General features: G+C 72.4%; 14 protein-coding genes and 2 pseudogenes. 11 read left to right on the top strand and 5 right to left on the bottom strand.

The features are described from left to right. The first annotated feature begins 82 nt into the window (after positions 1 to 82). Positions 83 to 589: a GNAT family N-acetyltransferase gene (locus ACZ6TU_RS15370; RefSeq protein WP_469548695.1), complete on the top strand. Its 507-nt coding sequence runs from the start codon at positions 83 to 85 to the stop codon at positions 587 to 589. 56 nt (positions 590 to 645) lie between these two features. Further along, positions 646 to 1,158 carry a GNAT family N-acetyltransferase gene (locus ACZ6TU_RS15365; RefSeq protein ID WP_467669766.1) on the top strand — a complete coding sequence of 171 codons (513 nt, stop codon included), beginning with the start codon at positions 646 to 648 and terminating at the stop codon, positions 1,156 to 1,158. On the opposite strand, the gene ACZ6TU_RS15360 is transcribed toward ACZ6TU_RS15365, so the two are convergent. Together ACZ6TU_RS15360 and ACZ6TU_RS15355 are read right to left on the bottom strand one after the other, a co-directional pair. Next, positions 1,071 to 2,669 carry an AMP-binding protein gene (locus ACZ6TU_RS15360; RefSeq protein WP_467669764.1) on the bottom strand — a complete coding sequence of 533 codons (1,599 nt, stop codon included), beginning with the start codon at positions 2,667 to 2,669 and terminating at the stop codon, positions 1,071 to 1,073. The two genes, ACZ6TU_RS15365 and ACZ6TU_RS15360, sit on opposite strands and share 88 nt — an antisense overlap. Beyond that, the gene (locus ACZ6TU_RS15355) at positions 2,666 to 4,336 is read right to left on the bottom strand and encodes an AMP-binding protein (RefSeq protein ID WP_467669762.1); all 1,671 of its coding nucleotides are present in this window, start codon (positions 4,334 to 4,336) and stop codon (positions 2,666 to 2,668) included. The genes ACZ6TU_RS15360 and ACZ6TU_RS15355 overlap by 4 nt, the downstream gene beginning before the upstream one ends. Positions 4,337 to 4,463: 127 nt before the next feature. Between ACZ6TU_RS15355 and ACZ6TU_RS15350 the strand changes: the two genes are divergently transcribed. The 4 genes and pseudogenes from ACZ6TU_RS15350 to ACZ6TU_RS15335 all read left to right on the top strand — a co-directional run. Beyond that, positions 4,464 to 5,273, top strand: coding sequence for a LuxR C-terminal-related transcriptional regulator (locus tag ACZ6TU_RS15350; RefSeq protein ID WP_469548691.1), 810 nt, complete (start codon positions 4,464 to 4,466; stop codon positions 5,271 to 5,273). Positions 5,274 to 5,477: 204 nt separating this feature from the next. Then, positions 5,478 to 8,330 carry a helix-turn-helix transcriptional regulator gene (locus tag ACZ6TU_RS15345; RefSeq protein ID WP_469548688.1) on the top strand — a complete coding sequence of 951 codons (2,853 nt, stop codon included), beginning with the start codon at positions 5,478 to 5,480 and terminating at the stop codon, positions 8,328 to 8,330. Positions 8,331 to 8,543: 213 nt separating this feature from the next. Next, positions 8,544 to 9,335 (top strand): S1 family peptidase, encoded by a 792-nt coding sequence (locus ACZ6TU_RS15340; RefSeq protein WP_467669756.1) that lies wholly within the window; start codon positions 8,544 to 8,546, stop codon positions 9,333 to 9,335. A gap of 81 nt (positions 9,336 to 9,416) precedes the next feature. After that, positions 9,417 to 9,989: pseudogene (locus tag ACZ6TU_RS15335) on the top strand (LysE family translocator); the annotation flags it as partial. Positions 9,990 to 10,002: 13 nt separating this feature from the next. On the opposite strand, the gene ACZ6TU_RS15330 reads toward ACZ6TU_RS15335, so the two are convergent. Beyond that, positions 10,003 to 11,118, bottom strand: coding sequence for a winged helix DNA-binding domain-containing protein (locus ACZ6TU_RS15330; RefSeq protein ID WP_469548685.1), 1,116 nt, complete (start codon positions 11,116 to 11,118; stop codon positions 10,003 to 10,005). A 53-nt stretch (positions 11,119 to 11,171) separates the two neighbouring features. Continuing rightward, positions 11,172 to 12,191: a zinc-binding dehydrogenase gene (locus ACZ6TU_RS15325; RefSeq protein WP_469549204.1), complete on the bottom strand. Its 1,020-nt coding sequence runs from the start codon at positions 12,189 to 12,191 to the stop codon at positions 11,172 to 11,174. 174 nt (positions 12,192 to 12,365) lie between these two features. On the opposite strand from ACZ6TU_RS15325, the gene ACZ6TU_RS15320 reads away from it, so the two are divergent. Further along, complete coding sequence (locus ACZ6TU_RS15320; RefSeq protein ID WP_469548683.1) at positions 12,366 to 13,274, top strand: helix-turn-helix transcriptional regulator; 909 nt, start codon at positions 12,366 to 12,368, stop codon at positions 13,272 to 13,274. A gap of 34 nt (positions 13,275 to 13,308) precedes the next feature. Here ACZ6TU_RS15320 and ACZ6TU_RS15315 read toward each other — a convergent pair whose 3' ends face one another. Next, positions 13,309 to 14,274, bottom strand: a complete 966-nt coding sequence (locus ACZ6TU_RS15315) for a YihY/virulence factor BrkB family protein (protein ID WP_467669750.1) — start codon at positions 14,272 to 14,274, stop codon at positions 13,309 to 13,311. Positions 14,275 to 14,419: 145 nt separating this feature from the next. Between ACZ6TU_RS15315 and ACZ6TU_RS15310 the strand changes: the two are divergent. The 4 genes and pseudogenes from ACZ6TU_RS15310 (at position 14,420) to meaB (ending at position 20,311) form a co-directional block, all read left to right on the top strand. Beyond that, positions 14,420 to 15,164: pseudogene (locus ACZ6TU_RS15310) on the top strand (AI-2E family transporter). 148 nt (positions 15,165 to 15,312) lie between these two features. Further along, entirely contained in the window at positions 15,313 to 17,121 is a 1,809-nt protein-coding gene (locus ACZ6TU_RS15305) for a methylmalonyl-CoA mutase family protein (RefSeq protein WP_467669748.1), read from the top strand. Further along, positions 17,121 to 19,322 carry a methylmalonyl-CoA mutase gene (gene scpA, locus ACZ6TU_RS15300; RefSeq protein WP_467669746.1) on the top strand — a complete coding sequence of 734 codons (2,202 nt, stop codon included), beginning with the start codon at positions 17,121 to 17,123 and terminating at the stop codon, positions 19,320 to 19,322. The genes ACZ6TU_RS15305 and scpA overlap by 1 nt, the downstream gene beginning before the upstream one ends. Continuing rightward, complete coding sequence (gene meaB, locus ACZ6TU_RS15295) at positions 19,319 to 20,311, top strand: methylmalonyl Co-A mutase-associated GTPase MeaB (RefSeq protein WP_469548678.1); 993 nt, start codon at positions 19,319 to 19,321, stop codon at positions 20,309 to 20,311. The genes scpA and meaB overlap by 4 nt, the downstream gene beginning before the upstream one ends. Positions 20,312 to 20,366 lie beyond the last annotated feature (55 nt).

The following is a 20,366-nucleotide window of genomic DNA, read 5'->3' as shown; positions in this document are numbered from 1 at the left end:
CTCCCCCTCGCGGTTCAAGTAGGTGTGGAGGGAAGAGAGTAGCCACAGGGCCCCGCTCCGCACCGCGCCGCATACTCACTACATGCGCATCCGCCCCGCGACCGCCGCCGAACTCCCCGCCCTCCAGGCCATCGAACGTGCCGCCGGTGCTCCCTTCCGGGACCTCGGCATGCCGGAGATCGCCGACGACGAACCGCCCCCGCTCGACGTACTGGAGCGCTACCGCCGGGCGGGCCGCTGCTGGGGCGCGGCCGACGAACGGGACCGCCCGGCCGCCTACCTCCTCGCCGAACCCGTGGACGGCGCCCTGCACATCGAGCAGCTCTCGGTCCACCCGCGCGCCGCGCGCCGGGGCGTGGGCCGGGAACTCCTCGCGTACGCCGCCGACCGCGCCCGCGAGGAGGGCCTGACCGCCCTGACCCTGACCACCTTCACGGAGATCCCGTGGAACGCCCCCTACTACGCCCGCCTCGGCTTCCACGCCCTCGCGGAGGCGGACCTCACCCCCGGCCTGCGCGAGATCCGCGCGACGGAGGCCGAACACGGCCTGGACCGCTGGCCCCGCGTGTGCATGCGCGCACCACTGTGACCGAAGCGCGGTAATCCGCGCGCGGTCCGGCCCGCACTGCTGCCACGATGCGCCCCATGGGCGACATCGAACCCGGCACGCTCGTCGTGCGCCGCGCCGAGCCGTCGGACCACACGGCGCTGACCGGGACCGACCCGATCGCGGCGGCGGGAGACCGGGCGCGCCGCGCCGGCATCCGGCGCTGGTGCGAGCAGGGCCGCGCGCTGCTGGCCGAAGACGCGCGCGGCCCCGTGGGCTACGCCGTGCTGGAGTACACCTTCTTCGAGCAGGGCTTCCTCACCCTGCTGACGGTCGCGCCCGCCGCACGCCGGCAGGGTGTGGCCACGCGGCTTCTCACGGCCGTCGAGGCCGCGTGCACCACGCCCAAGCTGTTCACCTCGACCAACGTCTCCAACCAGCCCATGCAGCAACTGCTCCTGAGGGCCGGCTGGCAACCCGCCGGTCTGGTCCACGGTCTCGACGACGGCGACCCCGAGCTCTTCTATCTCTGCCCGTCCGCGAACTTCTCCCGCAGTTCCACCTTGCGTACCTTCCCGGACACCGTCATCGGGAAGGAGTCGAGGAGCTGAAGCCTGCTCGGGATCTTGTAGTGGGCCAGGCGGCCCTGGCAGAAGGTCTGGAGTTCCTCCAGGGTGAGCGGGTCGGCGGGGTCGTGGGGGATGACGCAGGCGAGGACCTCCTCGCCGTAGCGGTCGTGCGGGACGCCCACGACCTGGACGTCCTGGATCTTGGGGTGGGCGTAGAGGAACTCCTCGATCTCACGGGGGTAGATGTTCTCCCCGCCCCGGATGATCATGTCCTTGATGCGGCCGACGACCTCGACGTAGCCGTCCTCGCGCATCACCGCGAGGTCGCCGGTGTGCATCCAGCGGCCCGCGTCGATGGCCTCGGCGGTCTTCTCCGGCTCGTTCCAGTAGCCGAGCATGACGCTGTAACCGCGGGTGCACAACTCGCCCGCCGTGCCGCGCGGTCGGGTCACCCCCGTCGCCGGGTCGACGATCTTCACCTCGATGTGCGGCAGCACGCGGCCGACCGTGCCGGTGCGGTGTTCCAGGTCGTCGTCGCGCCGCGTCTGCGTGGAGACGGGTGAGGTCTCCGTCATGCCGTAGCAGATGGACACCTCGGCCATGTTCATCTCGTTGACCACCCGTTTCATCACCTCCACCGGGCAGGGCGAGCCCGCCATGATGCCGGTGCGCAGGGAGGAGAGGTCGTACGAGGCGAAGCCGGGGAGGTTCAGCTCCGCGATGAACATGGTCGGGACGCCGTAGAGCGAGGTGCAGCGCTCCTGCTGGACCGCCTCCAGCGTGGCCTTCGGGTCGAAGGACGGGGCCGGGATCACCATGCAGGCGCCGTGTGACGTGGCGGCGAGGTTGCCCATGACCATGCCGAAGCAGTGGTAGTAGGGCACCGGGATGCAGATCCGGTCCTGCTCGGTGTAGGCGATCAACTCGCCCACGAAGTAGCCGTTGTTGAGGATGTTGTGGTGGGAGAGGGTGGCCCCCTTGGGGAAGCCCGTCGTGCCCGACGTGTACTGGATGTTGATCGGGTCGTCGCAGGACAAGCCGTCGTCCTCGAACCGGGCGCCGGGGGTCCCCCGCCCGAGCAACGCGTCCCAGCTCGGGTCGCCGAAGTACACGACCTCGCGCAACTCGGCGCATTCGCCCCGCACTTGCTCGACCATCGCCCGGTAGTCGCTTCCCTTGTGGCCGAGGGAGGCGAAAAGGAGGGAGATCCCGGCCTGGTTGAGGACGTACTCGACCTCGTGGGTGCGGTAGGCCGGGTTGATGTTCACCATGATCGCGCCGATGCGGGCGGTGGCGTACTGGACCAGGACCCACTCGGCACAGTTGACCGCCCAGATACCCACCCGGTCGCCCTTGGCGACCCCGGAGGCGAGCAGCGCGGAGGCCAGTTCGTCGACGGCCGCGCCGAACTGCGCGTACGTCCAGCGCCGCCCGGACGGCACGTCGACCAGCGCCTCACGGTCCGGCCAGGCGGCCACCGCCCGGTCCAGGTTGGCCCCGATGGTGTCGCCGAGCAGAGCCGTCTCGCTGGTCCCATGACTGTACGAGGTCACCGGAAGTCCTCCTCGCGGTACTCGGCGTCCGACCCGGCCGCCGTGGCCTCACGCAGCTCGATGCGGCGGATCTTGCCCGAGACGGTCTTGGGCAGGTCGCCGAACTCCAGGCGGCGGATGCGCTTGTAGGGGGCCAGGGCCTCACGGGAGTGCTCGAACAGCACCTTCGCGGTGTCGGGGCCGGGCTCCCAGCCCGCCGCCAGGACGACGTACGCCTTCGGCACCGCGAGCCGCAACTCGTCCGGCGCCGGCACGACGGCCGCCTCGGCCACCGCCTCGTGCTCCAGCAGCGCGCTCTCCAGCTCGAAGGGGCTGATCTTGTAGTCGGACGCCTTGAAGACGTCGTCCGCGCGGCCGACGTAGGTGATGTAGCCGTCCGCGTCCCGCGCGCCGATGTCGCCCGTACGGTAGTAGCCGCCGGCCATCGCCTCCGCCGTGCGGTCCGCGTCGCCGTGGTAGCCGGTCATCAGGCCGACGGGGCGGTCCGACAGGTCGAGCGCGATCTCCCCTTCGCTCGCGCCCGGCGCGCCCGAGACGGGGTCCAGCAGCTCGACGCGGTAGCCGGGACTCGGCCGGCCCATGGAGCCGGTCTTGAGCGGCTGGCCCGGGCTGTTGGCGACCTGCACGGCCGTCTCGGTCTGGCCGAAGCCGTCCCGGATGGTGACGCCCCAGGACCGGCGGACCTGCTCGATGACCTCCGGGTTGAGCGGCTCACCGGCGGCGACGACCTCGCGCGGCGGGGTGCGCAGCTGCGTCAGGTCTGCCTGGATGAGCATGCGCCAGACGGTGGGCGGGGCGCAGAAGGTGCTGACCCCGGCCCGGTCCATCTCGGCCATGAGCCGGGCCGCGTCGAAGCGCGTGTAGTTGTACAGGAAGACGGTCGCTTCGGCGTTCCAGGGAGCGAAGAGGTTGGACCAGGCGTGCTTGGCCCAGCCGGGTGAGGAGATGTTCAGATGCACGTCGCCGGGTTTGAGGCCGATCCAGTACATGGTCGACAGGTGCCCGATCGGATACGAGGTGTGGGTGTGCTCGACGAGTTTGGGCCGGGCGGTGGTGCCCGAGGTGAAGTACAGCATCAGCGGATCGTCGGCCCGGGTCGGGGCGTCCGGCGTGAAGTCGGCCGGGGCGCCGTGGGCGTCCTCCAGCGGCAGCCAGCCCTCGGGGGCGCCGCCCGCGGCGATGCGCGTGTAGCGGCCGGGGACCTCGGTGAACTTGCCGGTGTCCTCGGAACGCGCGATGACGTGCCGGACCCGGCCGCGGTCGACGCGGTCGCGCAGGTCGGCGGGGCCGAGCAGCGGGGTGGCCGGGATGACCACCGCGCGCAGTTTCATCGCCGCGAGCGCGGTGATCCACAGTTCGGCCTGGTTTCCGAGCATCACGAGGATCCGGTCCTCGGGGCGCACGCCCCGGGCGCGCAGCCAGTTGGCGAACCGGTCGGAGCGTACGGACATCTCCCCGAAGGACAGCCGGGTCTCGCTGCCGTCCTCCTCGACGATGTGCAGCGCGGTGCGGGCGTTGCCGTGCGCGATCTCGTCGAACCAGTCGAGCGCCCAGTTGAAGTAGTCGGGACGGGGCCAGCGGAAGCCCTCGTAGGCCGCGCCGTAGTCCTCGCGGTGTTCCAGCAGGAAGTCCCGCGCGCCGCGGAACGCCTCCGTCGCCGATGTCATGTGTCCTCCTTGGTACCGGACCATTGCCGGGCGGCTCTGAGCCATCGTGTAATCCGTGATGCAGGTCTCACTACCCCCGAACGGGGGGGGTGCGCCCGCACAGGAGCCGCAGTGAAGGGGCGAGCAGGTGACAACAGACGCGTCCGACGCGGTCGAGATACGGAACGCGCTGCTCCGTCTGCGGCGCGCCACCGGCCTTCCGGTCGCTTTCGGCGGCCTGATGGAGGCCGGGCGGCAGATGCGCATCAGCGAACTGAGCGGCACGGCGACGCACGCCCTGCGTTCGCTGGTGGTGACGTCCGGGAACGGGCTGGGCGGCAAGACGGTGGTGCTCGCCCGGCCGTGCGTGGTGACGGACTACTCGGCGTCGCGGCAGATCAGCCACGAGTACGACGCCCCGGTGGCGGTGGAGGGACTGCGCTCGGTGCTGGCCGTGCCGGTGGTCGTACGGCACTCGGTGTGTGGGGTGCTGTACGGGGCGCTGCGGACGGCCCTGCCGCTGGGCGAGCGCATGCTGGACGAGGCCGTCGAGGCGGCGCGGGACGTGGAGCGGGCGCTGGTCGTGCGGGAGGAGGCCCGCACGCTCGCCGCCGAGGGCGCGGCCGGCGCGGGTCGGGAGCAGGTGCGGGAGGCGCACGCGGCCCTGCGGGCGCTGGCGCCGAAGATCGCGGATCCAAAGCTGCGGGCCGAGCTGCTCGACGCGTGTGCCCTGCTGACGGCCGATTCCACCCCGTCGGGCCGGGTCCGGCTCACGCCGCGCGAGGTGGACGTGCTGGCGTGCGTGGCCGCGGGGGCCACGAACGCGGTCGCGGCCGAGCGGCTGGGGGTGACGCCCGAGACCGTCAAGGGGTATCTGCGGTCCGCCATGCGGAAGCTGCGGGCCCGTACCCGGGGCGAGGCCGTGGTCGCCGCGCGCCGGGCAGGATGGTTGCCGTAGGTTTGTGATGTTTTCCGTTACCCCTGCTCGTTCGATATACCGACGGGATCCCGACCGGGCGCCACCGTCGTGTTCCGTCGCATTCGGGAGCCCAATGAATTCGCGCCCGAACCTCCGTTGTTATTTCCCTCACCACGCCGTCCGTCCGAATTTCAAAGAGCTGTTGCCTAATATTGGCCAGGACACGACACACGGAGGGGAGCGGTGACCGTGCCACGGGACTTCCAGGAACCTCCCAGGAGCCGCCCCGACGTGGTCATCGGCCGGGAGGACCTGTTCACGTCGGCGCGTGAACAGCTCGGCCGAGGCGGCAGTGTGCTGCTCCACGGCCCCGCGGGAATTGGAAAGTCGACGGTCCTGCGGGCGCTGGCCGCGGATTACTCCGGTGCGCCCCGGACCGTGTTGCGCTGCTCGGCCACCGAGTCCGAATCCCACTTGCCCTTCCTGGCGCTGGCCGACCTGTTCGGCCTGGTCCTGGACGAGGTCTCCGGTGCCCTGCCCGCCGCCCAGCGCACCGCCCTGGAGTCCGCGCTCACCGGGCGCGGCGAGTCCACCCTCCAGAGCGACGGGCTCGCGCTGCGCCTCGCCGTGCTGTCGGCGCTGCGTACCCTCGCCGCCAAGGGCCCGGTGCTGATCGTCGCCGACGACCTCCAGTGGCTGGACGCGGCCAGCGCCGAGCTGCTCGGTTTCGCCGCCCGCCGGCTGGGCGACACGCCCGTGCAGATGCTGTGCGCGGTGCGGACCGAGGGCCAGGAGTACGACCGCCATCTACGCGCGTCTCCGCCCGACACGCTCGCCGTCCGGCTGGGCCCGCTGTCCCGTACGCAGGTCTCCGCACTGCTCGACCACCGCGGCTACACCCCCCTGTCCCGCTCCACGATCCGCGATATCCACCGCACCAGCGGCGGCAACCCGCTCTTCGCCCTGGAGCTGGGCCGTGCCCTGGCGGAGAGCCCCACCCGGCCGCGGCCCGGTGAGCCGCTGCCCGTGCCCACCTCGCTGCGGGCGCTGGTGCTGAGCCGGCTGGAGATGCTGTCCGACGAGGCGCGCCGCACCCTGCTCGTGGCCAGTGCCGGTGCCCGTCCCACGCTGGCGCTGCTGCACGCGGCCGGCCGGGAGCACGCCGAGGCCGAGACCGCGCAGGCGGCGGCGCTGGGGCTGCTGGCGACCGAGGGGGAGAGTCCCGCCGTACGGTTCGCGCATCCGCTGATCTCTGCCGCGCTGTACGCGGAGGCCCCGGCGCGGGAGCGGCGGGCCGTGCACGCCGCGCTGTCCACGGCGGCCTCCGACCCGATCGAGCGGGCCCGGCACCTCGCCCTGGCGACCACCGGCACCGACCCGGAGGTGGCGGCCCGGCTCGCGGAGGCCGGTGCGCTGGCCCGGGACCGCGGGGCGCCGTCCGTGGCCGCCTCGCTCGGGCTGCTCGCGGCCCGGCACACCCCGGCGGACAGTACGCCCGGCCCGGACGAGCGGCGGCTCCAGGCCGCGGAGGACGCGATCACCGCCGGCGAGGCCGATCTCGCCCGGGACATCGCCCGCGACGTACTGACGCGTGCCAGCGTGCCCGCGGAGCGGGTGCGGGCCTGGATGGTGGTCATCGAGGCGGCCGGGCAGGCTCTCGGCGAGGTCGACGCCGTCTTCCCGCAGGTCCTGGCCGACGCGGGCGACGACCCGCGGCTGCTCGCCCTGGTCCACTACCAACTGGCCTGGCGCGGCCTGGTGGTGGAGGGCGACTTCGCCGAGGCCCGGCAGGAGGCCGCGCACGCGGCGGAGCTGGCCGCCCGCGGCGAGGACCGGCGCACCGAGCTGATGGCGCTGTCCTTCCAGGCCTCCACCGAGACCCTGATGGGCCACCCGGGTGCCCCCGAGACCGTCCAACGGGCGCTGAAGGAACCCCAGGACCCGTATGTGGCCTGCCATCACAACGGCGCCGGCTCGGCCCGGTTCCGCTGGCTGATCATGAGCGACCAGCTGCCCGAGGCGCGGGCGACCATCACCGCGCTGCTGCGCGAGGTGCGCAGGCGCGGCATGGTCGAGAGCGAGGTGCACTTCCTGCGCTTCCTCGCCGACACGGAACTGCGCTCCGGGCACTGCGGCCGGGCCCTGGACCTGGCCCGCGAGAGCCTGCGGCTCGCCCGGGACTCCGGGATCGGCGAGGGCGCCTCGGCCATGCTCACCTCCCTCGCGGAGGCCTCCGCCGGGGACGTCGACCGGGCGCTGGCCCTCGCCCGTGAGGCTGCCGACCACGCCGAGGTCGACGGCGACCAGATGTACCTGTCCCGCGCGCTGGCGGCCCTGGGCTACGCCCAGTTGGTGGCCGGGGACCCGGCGGCCGCGGTCCGTTCGCTGCGCCGGGTGCGGGAGCTGGAGCAGGGCCTCGGCATCAACGACCCGGCGCGCGGCCGCTGGCACGGCGACCTCGCCGAGGCCCTGGTCCGCATCGGCGAACCGGGCGAGGCGCAGGACGTGATCGACACGGCACGGGTGCACGCGCTGCGGCTGGGCCGGGAGAGTGTGCTGGCCGTCCTCGACCGGGCCGAGGCGCTGGCGCGGGCGGCCCGCGGCGAACACGAGGCCGCCCTGGTCCGGCTGACGTCCGTTCAGGACCGGCTCGGCAGGCTGGGCTACGGCCTCGAGGAGGCGCGGGCCGCCTTCGCGCTGGCCCGTCTGCGCACCCAGGCCGCCGCTTTCCCCCGCAGCGGCGCAACTCCCCTGCCGGGACCGGCGTCGTACGACGAGGCCGCCCGGCTGTTCCGGCGCTGCCGGGCGCTGCCCTGGCTGCGGCAGGTCGACGCGGCCGCCGCGGCCGGTCCCGCTGCGGTGGAGCTGGCCTCCGTCGCCCCGCCCGTCGCGCTCGACGCGCTGGAGGGCCTCGCGGCGATGGAGCGTCAGGTCGCCTCACTGGTGATGGAGGGCGCGACGAACCGGGAGATCGCGGCCCGTCTGTTCATCAGCGTCAAGACCGTCGAGGCGACCCTGACCCGGGTCTACCGGAAGCTGGGGATCCGTTCGCGGGTGGACATCGTCCGGCTGGCGGCGGGCCGCCGCCCGACCTGACCCCACCCGCGTCCCCCAGGGTTTACGAGGCCCGACCGAGGGTTATCCCTGCCCAACTCCCTTAGGGGGTTCCCTCATTGGGAGGCCGCCCTTCCGGGCTCTAGCTTTGTCGCGTGCCGCTCGCCGGGCACACGGAGATCCGAACAACGGAGTCAGGGTCACCGTGCACCACCCACCCGCGCGACCCCCACCGGCAACTCCCCGAGGAGACCCATGTTCGGGTTCGACCGTGCCAAGAAGGCCGCTGCCGTCGCCACGGCGACCGCTGCCGCCGCCGCGACCGCGCTGCTCGCCGCTCCCGCCGCCGTCGCCGCGCCCCAGCCGATCGTCGGCGGTACCACGACCACGACGACCGCGTACCCGTTCGTCATGCAGATCACGGACGCCTCGCAGACCCAGTTCTGCGGCGGCACGCTGGTCTCGCCCACCAAGGTCGTCACCGCCGCCCACTGCATGGTCGGTGAGACGACCAGCAGCGTGCGCGTCGTCGGCGGCCGCACCTACCGCAACGGCACCAACGGCACGGTCAGCAGAGTCAGCAAGATCTGGATGCACCCGAGCTACACCGACGTCACCAAGGGCGACGACGTGGCCGTGCTGACGCTGTCGACGTCGATGCCGTACACCCCGGCGAAGTACGTCTCCTCCTCCCAGACTTCGGTGTACGCGGCCGGCACCACCGCCCGCATCCTCGGCTGGGGCGACACCTCCTCGAACGGCAGCGCCTCCAACCAGCTGCGCACCGCGACCGTTCCGACCGTGTCCGACTCCAGCTGCGCGAACTCCTACGGCTCCGACTTCGTGAAGAGCGACATGGTGTGCGCCGGAAAGACCTCCGGCGGCGTGGACACCTGCCAGGGCGACAGCGGCGGTCCCCTGCTCATCGGGGGCGTCCTGGCAGGCATCACTTCCTGGGGCGAGGGCTGCGCCCAGGCCGGTTACCCGGGTATCTACACCCGGCTGACCACCTTCTCCAACCTGGTCACGACGCAGATCAACTCGTAACCGGGCAAAGCTCCTGAGCACCCCTCAGGTGAAAGACCGGGGGGCGTTGCGGGCCTCCACGAGCGGCCCGCAACGCCCCCTCTCCATGTCACCGGCCGGGCCCTCGCCCACGGCCGCCGCACCGCCGTGGCGACGGCCCTCGGCAACGTGGTCGGTTCCTACCTGCTGGTCGTGGCGGTCGCGGTCGGGATCGGCTCGCTGGTCGAGCGATCGGTGACGGTGTACCTGACGGTGAAGCTGGCGGGTGCCGCGTATCTGGTGTTCCTGGGGGTGCAGGCGTTCCGCCATCGCAAGGAACTCAAGGCGTCACAGATCAGCACACAGACGGCGGGACCGGCCCGCGGCGATCTCCGGACGCTCCTGGACGGGGTCCTCGTCGGCGTCACCAACCCGAAGGGCGTGGTGTTCTTCGCCGCCGTCCTGCCGCAGTTCGTGGACCACTCGGCGGGCCATGTGCCCTTGCAGATGCTGCTGTTGGGCCTCGTACCGATCTCGATCGGCCTCGTCACGGACACACTGTGGGGCCTGACCGCGTCGGCGGCCCGCACCTGGTTCGCCCGCTCGGACCGCCGCCTCTCCCTGATCGGCGGGGCGGGCGGCTGCACGATGATCGGCCTGGGTCTGACGGTGGCGGTGACGGGCCGGGCGGACTGAGGCACTGCTCCGGTCAGCTGCGTACGACGCCGAAGCGGATGTCGTACGACGTCTCCGGGTGCATCACCTGCAGCATCCGCTCCCCCTCGGCGGTGACCTCCTCCCGCTGGGCCCCGGTGAGGCGGCCGAAGGGCTCGATGACGAGCGCCTGCTCCTCCAGTCGCCACAGACCCGCGAGGAACCCGTCGACGAGGAGGGTGCGGTGGGCGATGTTGCCCTGCCAGGCGCGGCCCCGGTACTCGGGCGGGACGACACGGGTGCGGTCGGCGTGGGAGAGCAGCAGGTTGTCGAACTCGGGCAGGAAGCGCGACGGGGCCTGAGTGTCCGGGTCGGGGCGGGGAGCGTCCGGCAGGTCGAAGAGCTCGACGCCGCCCTCGTCCCGGAAGGTCACCAGTCGCGGGCGGAGACGTTCGAAGGCGTCGCGCAGGCGGGTCAGTCCGGCCCAGGTCTGCATGTCCCGCACGGAGGCCGGGCCGAAGGCGGCGAGGTAGCGCAGCACGACCGCGTCGGGCGCGGCGGCCGGTCCGGCCGGACGGCCCAGCCAGTGCTCGGCGGTGGTCAGACTGACCTGCCCGCTCCGGCCCCACAGGCCGCGCGGGGTCACCTGCACGAGCGGCAGCCGGCACCGGGCGGCGACGGACAGGGCCTGCGGGTCGGCGTCGGGCCACTCCTGGATCAGGGCCTCGCGCAACTGCTTCATGGTGCGGGGCTCGGTCTCGACGAGGTCGCGGGCGAGGGCGGTGAGCCGGTCCAGGTCGACACCGGCGAGTCCCTTGCGGAAGTTCGTCAGCTCCCGGTCCCGGGCGGGCTGCACCAGCGGACGCAGCGTGAGGCAGTCGTCCGCGGTGTGGGTGTGGATGGTGGAGCGCATCGTGACGATCCGGACGGCCTCGCGGTCGGCCATCAGCCGGGACAGCGCCTCGGGAGTGAAGCCGTCGAGGCGGGCGGCGAGCGCGTAGTACGGAGGCTTGACGTTCTGCGCCTGGAGACCGACCAGGTGCTCGACGGCCGCGGCGGCGGAGATCCGGGCCGGCCGCAGGAGCAACTGGCGGTCGAGGGTGGCGCGGTTGAGGGCCCGGGTACCGAGGTGGGGTGCCGTGCCGACGACGCTCCGCTTGGTGTTCGTCATGTGGGCACGGTAGCGAGAGTCGCGGACAGGTTCTGGCCGCAACGGGGAATGGGTCAGAACGTGATGAGCGCCTTGAGGACGCGGCGGTCCGCCATCGCCCGGTAGGCGTCCGCGGTCTGGTCGACGGTGAAACTCCGGTCGAAGACGCGGCCCGGTTCGATGGTGCCGTCCAGGACGTCCGGCATCAGCTCCTCGATGTAGGCGCGGGCCGGGCTCGCGCCGCCGGTGAGGGTGAGGTTCCGCATGATCGTGGACGGGCCGAGGGGGCCTTCCTCGTACTGCGGGACGCCCAGCCGGCTGATGGTGCCGCCGTCCCCGACCGCCGCCAGGGCGGTCTGGAGCGTCTGGAGGGTGCCGACGGCCTCGATGACCTTGTCCACACCGTCGCCGCGGGTCAGCTCGCGGACGCGGGCCACGCCCTCCTCACCCCGCTCGGCGACCACGTCGGTGGCGCCGAACTCGCGGCCCAGCTCGGTGCGGGCCTCGTGCCGGCCCATCAGGACGATCCGTTCCGCGCCCAGCCGCCTGGCGGCGATGACCGCGCACAGGCCCACCGCGCCGTCCCCGACGACCAGGACGGAGTCGCCGTCGCCGACGCCCGCGGTGACGGCGCCGTGATGACCGGTGCCCATCACGTCCGAGAGCGTCAGCAGCGAGGGCAGCAGCGCGGAGTCGGCGTCGACGGGCAGCTTGACCAGGGTGCCGTCGGCCTGGGGGACGCGCACCGCCTCGCCCTGGCCGCCGTCCACGCCGTCGAAGCCGTACCGGCCGCCCCGCCGGCACGAGAAGTGCAGGCCCTTGGCGCAGTAGTCGCAGGTGTTGTCGCAGTACGTGAACGGCGCCACGACCAGGTCACCGGTCTTGATGCCGGACACCTCGGAGCCGGTCTCCTCGACCACGCCGAGGAACTCGTGTCCCATCGGGCGGCCGGTGCCGGTGGCGGGCAGGGACTTGTAGGGCCACAGGTCACTGCCGCACACGCACGACAGGACGGTGCGCACGACGGCGTCCGTGGGCTGCTGGATCTTCGGGTCGGGCCGGTGCTCCGTCCGGACGTCGCCGGCGCCGTACATCATGGCTGCGCGCACGGAGTTCTCCTCTTCTCGCGGGTTCCTTGACGTCACCCACCGTGCGCCCCCGCACGCCCGCCAGGGAGACCGGGCGCTTCCGGGGGGTGAACAGCGGTGGGTATGACAGGGCCCCCCTCTCGGATACCGCCCTGGTGGCGGCGTTGCGACACTGGGTCCATGGCATCGGAGCAGCACACCAGCGGCGACGAACTGGGGCGCTTCCTGCGCGCCCGCCGCACCCAGACCAGCCCCGAGAGCGTCGGGTTCACCCCGGGCGCGGGCGTACGCCGCACGCCCGGCCTGCGCCGCGAGGAACTGGCCGCCCTCGCCGGGGTCAGCATCGACTACTACATCCGTCTGGAACGCGGCAAGGAGACCCGGCCGAGCCCCGGCGTCGTCGACTCCCTCGCCCGTGCGCTCCGCCTCGACGACGAGGAACACCACCATCTGCGCGAACTCGCCGCCCGGGCCGCCAACTACGCTCCCGAGCCGCCTCCCCCGCCGAGCCGAACCGTCCGGCCGCACCTGAAGCTGCTCCTGGAGACGATGCGGCCCCACCCCGCCTACATCGTCAGCCGCAGCATGGACCTGCTCGCCTGGAACCCGGGCGGCCTCGCCCTGTACGCCGGTATGGCCGACTGGCCAGCCAAGCAGCGCAACCTCGCCCGCTACCTCTTCCTGCACCCCACGGCCCGCGAGCTGTTCCCCGACTGGGAGCCCCTGGTGCGCGCGTGCGTCGCCCGGCTGCGCGCCCAGGCCGGCACCAGTCCCGACGCCCCCGACCTGGCCGGCCTCGTCGGCGAACTCGTGCTCAAGAGCCCCGACTTCGCCAAGCTGTGGGAACGCTACGAGGTCATCGGCCGCAAGAAGACGCGGAAGACCTTCCACCACCCGGAGGTCGGCGTCCTGACCCTCAGGGGTCAGAACATGCATCTCGAAGGCACGCCCGGCCGGCGCCTCTGCGTCTACACCGCCGAACCCGGCAGCCCCGACCACGACGCGATGCTCCTGCTCGACATGACCGCACCCGAGCCCGCCCGGCACGCGGAGGCGAAGACCGGCCGGCCGCGCCCCGCGCAGTCCTGACCCGAAGCCCCTGCCCGCTGTCTGCCGTCCGGGCTCACGCGCCGGGTCCCGGGTCCGGCCGGACGGCTGACTTGATTCCGGCGCGGGCCGCTTCGAGCTGGGCGGCGAACGCGATGCCGAGGAAGAGCGCGACGGCGGTGAGGTTGGCCCACAGCAGCAGGGCGATGAAGGCGGTGAGCGGCCCGTACACGGCGCCGAAGGCACCGCTCTCCTCGACGTACAGCGCGAGCAGCCAGGTGGCCGACACCCACAGCAGCAGATGCACGGCCGAGCCGAAGGCCAGCCAGGTGTAGCCGGGCTGGACGCGGCGGGGCGACCAGCGGAAGATCACGGCGGAGGCCACCCAGGCCAGCGCGAGCCCCACGGGGATGTCGAGCACACCCCACCACCGCGACCCGCTGTTCTGCCAGCCGGCCGAGTCCGCCACCGCGTCGGCCACGGCCTCGCCGGCGACGAGTACGACGAACCCCAGCACCAGGGGCAGACCGGCGGCGAGCGCGAGAACGATCGACCGCGCGTACTTGTGCGGGAAGGGACGGTCGCGCTCGATGCCGTAGATGCGGTTGGCGCCGCGCTCGATCTGGCCCATGGCCGAGGCGAGGTTCAGCAGCGCGAAGCCCAGACCGAGCCACAGGGCGAGCGTGCTCCAGACATCGCCGTGCGCGGTGCGCCGCGTCCCTTCGAAGGCGTCCTCGACGATCTCCGCGCCGGCACCCGGCACGATCCGGCCGAGCGTGAGCTCGATGACCCGGCCCACGCCCTCCGTGTGCACCGACGTGGCCAGCCCGACGAGCGCCAGGGTGCACGGGACCAGCCCGAGCACCACCTGGAAGGCGAGGGCCCGCGCGTTGGTGAAGCCGTCCGCGTAACGGAACCGTGCGAAGGAATCGGCCAGCAGCCGCAGCCCGCCGTAATGGCGCAGGGCGGTGAACGCCTCGTCTCCGGAGAGCTCTTCTCCGATCATGTCCCGGGTCTGCGGGACGTGGACGGCGGTACCCATGGTGTGGACGCTCCTTGCTGTAGGGCTGCTTCTTGTCCGGTTGCCCCGTGTACCTCTCCCCTCTCGCGTCCGGCCGGTACCGGCCTTCGGGGGAATTCCGGGCCGGCTCCGCCATCCGGCGGTCGGCGGGTGGTGCGGGCATGAGATGTCCCCGCCTGCCGAACCGCCCGCCTCACCGCTCGGCCGCCCGATCAGGGAGGAGCCGCGCGTGCCGGGCCTGCTGCGGACCTCGGCCGCCTACGCCTGGCGGCTCATCGCCGTCGGCGTCGTCGTCCGCGTCGCCTTCTCCGTGCTCGGGCAGTCCCACCGGATCGCCGTCGCTGCCTTCCTCGCTCTCGTCGTCACCGCCGTGCTCCGCCCCGTGGCCGGCCTCCTCGCCCGGTTCATGCCCCGGCCGCTCGCGGTCGCCGCCGCGCTCATCGGCGGCATCGTCCTCGTCCTCGGCGCGCTGGCCCCGGCCCTGTTCCGCGCGGTCTTCTTCACCCATTCCGGCGACCGGCAGTGGCGCTGGCTCTGCGACCAGCTCCCGGAGGGGGGCGGCAGCAGGTCAGGGTCGCGGCCAGGGCCGCCTGGCGGACCTTCACCGGTGACACGCACGGGATTCTGCTGGTCGCACTGGCGTCGAAGGGGCCGCTCACCGCCCTGGTGGTCGTGGCCCTGATCGTGGTCATCGGACAGATCGAGGGCCACGTCCTGCACCCGGTCGTGATGAGCTGGGCCGTCCGGCTGCACCCGGTGTGGTCGCTCTGGCGGTCGTCGGCGGGGCGGTCGCGGCGGGGGTGATCGGTGCCGTGGTGGCGGTACCGCTGGTGGCGATGGTGTGGTCCGTGTTCCAGGCGCTACGGGGTCGTGAACGGGCCGGGCGGCTCACGGGGACAACGGCCCTGTGACGGCGGGTCATTGACGCCCGGCGTCGGCACGGGCGACGATCCCGGGCGGAGGCGTGCGGACAGGAGATCGAGATCACAGAAACGGGGAGGGAAAGGTCACAGCCTCGCCCACTGCTGCTCCTCTGTGTCCGTGTCCTAGCATCCGAGCATGACGGTCCTGCCTGACGACGGGCTTGAGCTGGCCGGCGAGTTCCCTGATGTGCCCCATGAGCAGTGGCAGCGCCTTGTGGCGGGTGTGCTGCGCAAGTCGGGCAAGGAAGTGGAGGGCGCCGAGGCCGAGGAAGCCCTGTCCACCGCGCTGGAGGACGGGCTGCGCACCCGGCCTCTCTACACCGCGTACGACACCGCGCCCGAGCCGGGCCTGCCCGGATTCGCACCCTTCGTGCGGGGCGGCCGGGCCGAGGGGAACACGCTCGGCGGCTGGGACGTACGGCAGCGGCACACGGTGGCCGACAGCGGCGCGGTACTCGCGGATCTGGAGAACGGCGTCACCTCCCTGTGGCTGGCAGTGGGAGAAGGCGGCATTCCGGTGCCGGAGCTCGGCCGGGTCCTCGACAGCGTCTATCTCGACCTCGCTCCCGTCGTCCTCGACGCGGGGCGTGACCCCGGGCCCACCGCGCGGGAGTTGCTGCGGCTGTACGAGGAGCGCGGTGTCGCCCGGGAGGCGGCGCGCGGCAATCTGGGCGCGGACCCGCTGGGCCATGAGGCCCGGAGCGGGCAGGAGGGCGACTTCGCTCCGGCGGCGGAGCTCGCGCGGCTGTGTGCCGAGGGGTACCCGGGGCTGCGGGCGCTGACCGTGGACGCGCTGCCGTACCACGAGGCCGGCGGCTCGGCGGCCCAGGAGCTGGGCTGTTCGCTGGCCACGGGAGTGGCGTATCTGCGGCACCTCACCGGGGCCGGGCTGAGCGTCCAACAGGCCTGTGGGCAGCTGGAGTTCCGGTACGCGGCGACCGCCGACCAGTTCCTGACGATCGCCAAGCTGCGGGCCGCGCGCCGGCTGTGGGCGCGGGTGGCCGAGGTCTGCGGGGCGCCGCGTGCGGGGGCGCAGCTCCAGCACGTCGTGACGTCTCCGGTGATGATGACGCGCCGCGACCCGTGGGTGAACATGCTGCGCACGACCATCGCCACGCTGGCCGCCGGGGCGGGCGGGGCCGACTCGGTCACCGTGCTGCCCTTCGACCACGCCCTCGGCCTGCCGGACGCGTTCGCACGCCGTATCGCCCGTAACACCTCCACGATCCTCATCGAGGAGTCGCATCTGTCCCGGGTGATCGACCCGGCGGGCGGCTCCTGGTACGTGGAGCGGCTCACCGACGAACTCGCCCATGCGGGCTGGGAGTTCTTCCAGCGGATCGAGCGGCTCGGCGGCCAGGCGGCGGCCCTGCGGTCGGGGGACCTCGCGCAGGACCTGGCCGACACCTGGCAGGCGCGCAGCGGCAAGCTCGCCAAGCGGCGCGAACCCATCACCGGCGTCAGCGAGTTCCCGTACCTCGCGGAGAAGCCGGTGGTCCGCGAGAGCGCGCCCGAGGCACCCTCCGGCGGGCTGCCGCGCGTACGCCGCGACGAGGCGTACGAGGCGCTGCGCGCCCGTTCCGACGCCCACCTCGCCGCGACCGGCTCCCGGCCCCGGATCTTCCTGGCCGCGATCGGCCCGGCCGCCGCCCACACGGCGCGCCTCACCTTCGCCTCGAACCTCTTCCAGGCGGGCGGCATCGAGCCGGTCACCGAGGGCGCCTTCGAGGAGAGCGGCGCGACGGAGGCCGTGCTGTGCTCCAGTGACGCCCTGTACGAGGAGCAGGCGGCGGAGGCGGCCGCCGGACTGCGGTCGGCCGGTGCCTCGCACGTTTTCCTCGCCGGGCGGCCCGGGGAGTACCCCGGTGTCGACGCGTACGTCTTCGCGGGCTGCGACGCCGTGGCCGTGCTGTCCGCGACCCTCGACCGCATGGGAGTGTCCTGATGACCGCCCCCTCCGACCCCTCCGACCCCTCCATCCCCGACTTCGCCGGGATCGAGCTGGGTACCCCGGCCTCCGACGGCGGCCCCGACGAGTGGCGTACGGCGGTCAAGAACGCCTCCGGCGGTGACGACCTGCTCTGGGAGACCCCGGAGGGCATCGCGGTCAAGCCGCTGTACACCGGGCGTGACCTGGAGGGCCTGGACTTCCTGGACACGTACCCGGGCACGGCGCCGTATCTGCGGGGCCCGTACCCGACGATGTACGTCAACCAGCCCTGGACGATCCGCCAGTACGCCGGTTTCTCCACGGCCGAGGAGTCCAACGCCTTCTACCGGCGCAACCTCGCGGCCGGGCAGAAGGGCCTGTCGGTCGCCTTCGACCTGCCCACGCACCGGGGCTACGACAGCGACCACCCGCGGGTGACCGGTGACGTCGGCATGGCGGGCGTGGCCATCGACTCGATCTACGACATGCGGCAGCTGTTCGACGGCATCCCGCTGGACGAGATGACCGTGTCGATGACGATGAACGGCGCCGTGCTGCCGGTGCTGGCGCTGTACATCGTCGCCGCGGAGGAGCAGGGCGTACCGCCGGAGAAGCTGGCGGGGACCATTCAGAACGACATCCTCAAGGAGTTCATGGTCCGCAACACCTACATCTATCCGCCGAAGCCGTCGATGCGGATCATCTCCGACATCTTCGCCTTCACCTCGCAGCGGATGCCGCGCTACAACTCCATCTCCATCTCCGGCTATCACATCCAGGAGGCGGGCGCGACGGCGGACCTGGAGCTGGCGTACACGCTCGCGGACGGCGTGGAGTACCTCCGGGCGGGCCGTGAAGCCGGTCTGGACGTGGACGCGTTCGCGCCCCGGCTGTCGTTCTTCTGGGCGATCGGCATGAACTTCTTCATGGAGGTCGCCAAGCTGCGGGCGGCACGCCTGCTGTGGGCGAAGCTGGTGCGGCAGTTCGACCCGAAGAACGCCAAGTCCCTGTCGCTGCGCACCCATTCACAGACCTCCGGCTGGTCGCTGACCGCGCAGGACGTGTTCAACAACGTGACGCGCACGTGCGTCGAGGCGATGGCCGCGACGCAGGGGCACACGCAGTCGCTGCACACCAACGCCCTGGACGAGGCGCTGGCCCTGCCCACCGACTTCTCGGCGCGCATCGCCCGCAACACGCAGTTGCTGCTCCAGCAGGAGTCCGGCACGACCCGCGTCATCGACCCCTGGGGCGGCAGCGCCTACGTCGAGCGGCTGACGTACGACCTCGCCCGGCGGGCCTGGCAGCACATCCAGGAGGTCGAGGCCGCGGGCGGCATGGCCAAGGCCATCGACGCGGGCATCCCCAAGCTGCGCATCGAGGAGGCCGCGGCCCGCACGCAGGCCCGGATCGACTCGGGGCGGCAGCCGGTCATCGGCGTCAACAAGTACCGGGTGGACAGCGACGAGCAGATCGATGTCCTGAAGGTCGACAACTCCTCCGTGCGCGCCCAGCAGATCGAGAAGCTGCGGCGGTTGCGGGCGGAGCGGGACGAGACGGCCTGCCGGGACGCGCTGGACGCGCTGACCCGGGCCGCCGCGGGCGAGGGCAACCTGCTGGAGCTGGCGGTGCACGCGGCCCGCGCGAAGGCGACCGTCGGGGAGATCTCCGACGCCCTGGAGAAGGCCTACGGCCGGCACGCGGGCCAGATCCGTACGATCTCCGGCGTATACCGCAACGAAGCAGGGGAGTCCCCGTCCGTGGACCGCACCCGAGCCCTGGTCTCCGACTTCGAGGAGGCCGAGGGCCGCCGCCCGCGCATCCTGGTCGCGAAGATGGGCCAGGACGGCCACGACCGCGGTCAGAAGGTGATCGCGACCGCCTTCGCCGACCTCGGTTTCGACGTGGACGTCGGCCCGCTGTTCCAGACCCCGGCCGAGGTGGCCCGGCAGGCCGTCGAGGCGGACGTGCACATCGTCGGAGTCTCCTCGCTGGCGGCCGGTCACCTCACCCTCGTCCCGGCGTTGCGTGAGCAGCTCGCCGAGGAGGGGCGCGAGGACATCATGATCGTGGTCGGCGGGGTGATCCCGCCGCAGGACGTGCCGACGCTGCTGGAGATGGGCGCGGCGGCGGTCTTCCCGCCCGGGACGGTGATCCCGGACGCGGCGTACGACCTGGTGAAGCGACTGTCGGACGGACTCGGGCACGACCTGTGATCGATGTCGACGCGTATGTGAAGGGCGTACTCGACGGGAAGCGGGCGATCATCGCCCGGGCCATCACGCTCGTCGAGTCGACCCGCCCTCAGCACCGGGCCCTGGCCCAGGAGTTGCTGACCGAGCTGCTGCCGCACAGCGGGCGGGCCCGGCGGATCGGGGTCAGCGGGGTGCCGGGCGTGGGCAAGTCGACGTTCATCGACGCGTTCGGCTCGATGCTGACGCGGCTCGGGCACCGGGTGGCGGTGCTCGCCGTCGACCCGTCCTCCAGCCGTACCGGCGGCTCGATCCTCGGCGACAAGACGCGCATGGAACGGCTGGCCGTGGACCCGGCGGCCTTCGTACGCCCCTCCCCCACCGCGGGCACCCTGGGCGGGGTCGCCAAGGCGACGCGTGAGTCGATCGTGGTGATGGAGGCGGCGGGCTACGACGTGATCCTGGTGGAGACGGTCGGTGTCGGCCAGTCCGAGACCGCGGTCGCGAACATGGTCGACTCCTTCCTGCTGCTCACCCTCGCCCGCACGGGCGACCAGCTCCAGGGCATCAAGAAGGGCGTCCTGGAACTGGCCGACGTGATCGCCGTGAACAAGGCGGACGGGCCGCACGAGCGTGACGCCCGTGCCGCCGCGCGGGAACTGGCGGGCGCGCTGCGGCTGATGCACGGCAAGGACGCGTTCTGGACCCCGCCCGTGCTCAGCTGCAGCGCGCGCGAGTCGAGCGGCCTGGAAACGGTGTGGGAGCGTCTCGAACAGCACCGCACGCTGCTGGACTCGACCGGCCGCCTCGCCGCCAAGCGGCGTGACCAGCAGGTCGACTGGACCTGGACCATGGTCCGCGACGAACTCCTCGGCCGCCTGCACGCCGACCCGGCGGTGCGGGCGCTGGCGCCGGTTCTGGAACAGCGGGTCCGGGAGGGTGAGCTGACGCCGACCCTGGCGGCGGAGCGGATCCTGGGGGCGTTCGGAGGGGCCGGCTCGGAGAGTTCCTGAGCAGGATCGGCAAGGACGAGGATTCCGCGATTCCGCATACCCGGCTTGCATGACT

The sequence above is a fragment of the Streptomyces sp. NPDC052064 genome, assembly GCF_055585925.1.
The sequence above is the reverse complement of the archived record's forward strand: the minus strand, read 5'-3'. Positions and strand labels throughout refer to the sequence as shown.

Excerpts from the sequence above, each read along its gene's own strand:
- ACZ6TU_RS15305 (WP_467669748.1), top strand. The coding sequence starts at position 15,313 with ATGACGGTCCTGCCTGACGACGGGCTTGAGCTGGCCGGCGAGTTCCCT.
- ACZ6TU_RS15325 (WP_469549204.1), bottom strand. The coding sequence starts at position 12,191 with ATGTACGGCGCCGGCGACGTCCGGACGGAGCACCGGCCCGACCCGAAG.
- ACZ6TU_RS15320 (WP_469548683.1), top strand. The coding sequence starts at position 12,366 with ATGGCATCGGAGCAGCACACCAGCGGCGACGAACTGGGGCGCTTCCTG.
- ACZ6TU_RS15340 (WP_467669756.1), top strand. The coding sequence starts at position 8,544 with ATGTTCGGGTTCGACCGTGCCAAGAAGGCCGCTGCCGTCGCCACGGCG.
- ACZ6TU_RS15370 (WP_469548695.1), top strand. The coding sequence starts at position 83 with ATGCGCATCCGCCCCGCGACCGCCGCCGAACTCCCCGCCCTCCAGGCC.
- ACZ6TU_RS15330 (WP_469548685.1), bottom strand. The coding sequence starts at position 11,118 with ATGACGAACACCAAGCGGAGCGTCGTCGGCACGGCACCCCACCTCGGT.
- ACZ6TU_RS15315 (WP_467669750.1), bottom strand. The coding sequence starts at position 14,274 with ATGGGTACCGCCGTCCACGTCCCGCAGACCCGGGACATGATCGGAGAA.
- ACZ6TU_RS15365 (WP_467669766.1), top strand. The coding sequence starts at position 646 with ATGGGCGACATCGAACCCGGCACGCTCGTCGTGCGCCGCGCCGAGCCG.
- scpA (WP_467669746.1), top strand. The coding sequence starts at position 17,121 with ATGACCGCCCCCTCCGACCCCTCCGACCCCTCCATCCCCGACTTCGCC.
- ACZ6TU_RS15355 (WP_467669762.1), bottom strand. The coding sequence starts at position 4,336 with ATGACATCGGCGACGGAGGCGTTCCGCGGCGCGCGGGACTTCCTGCTG.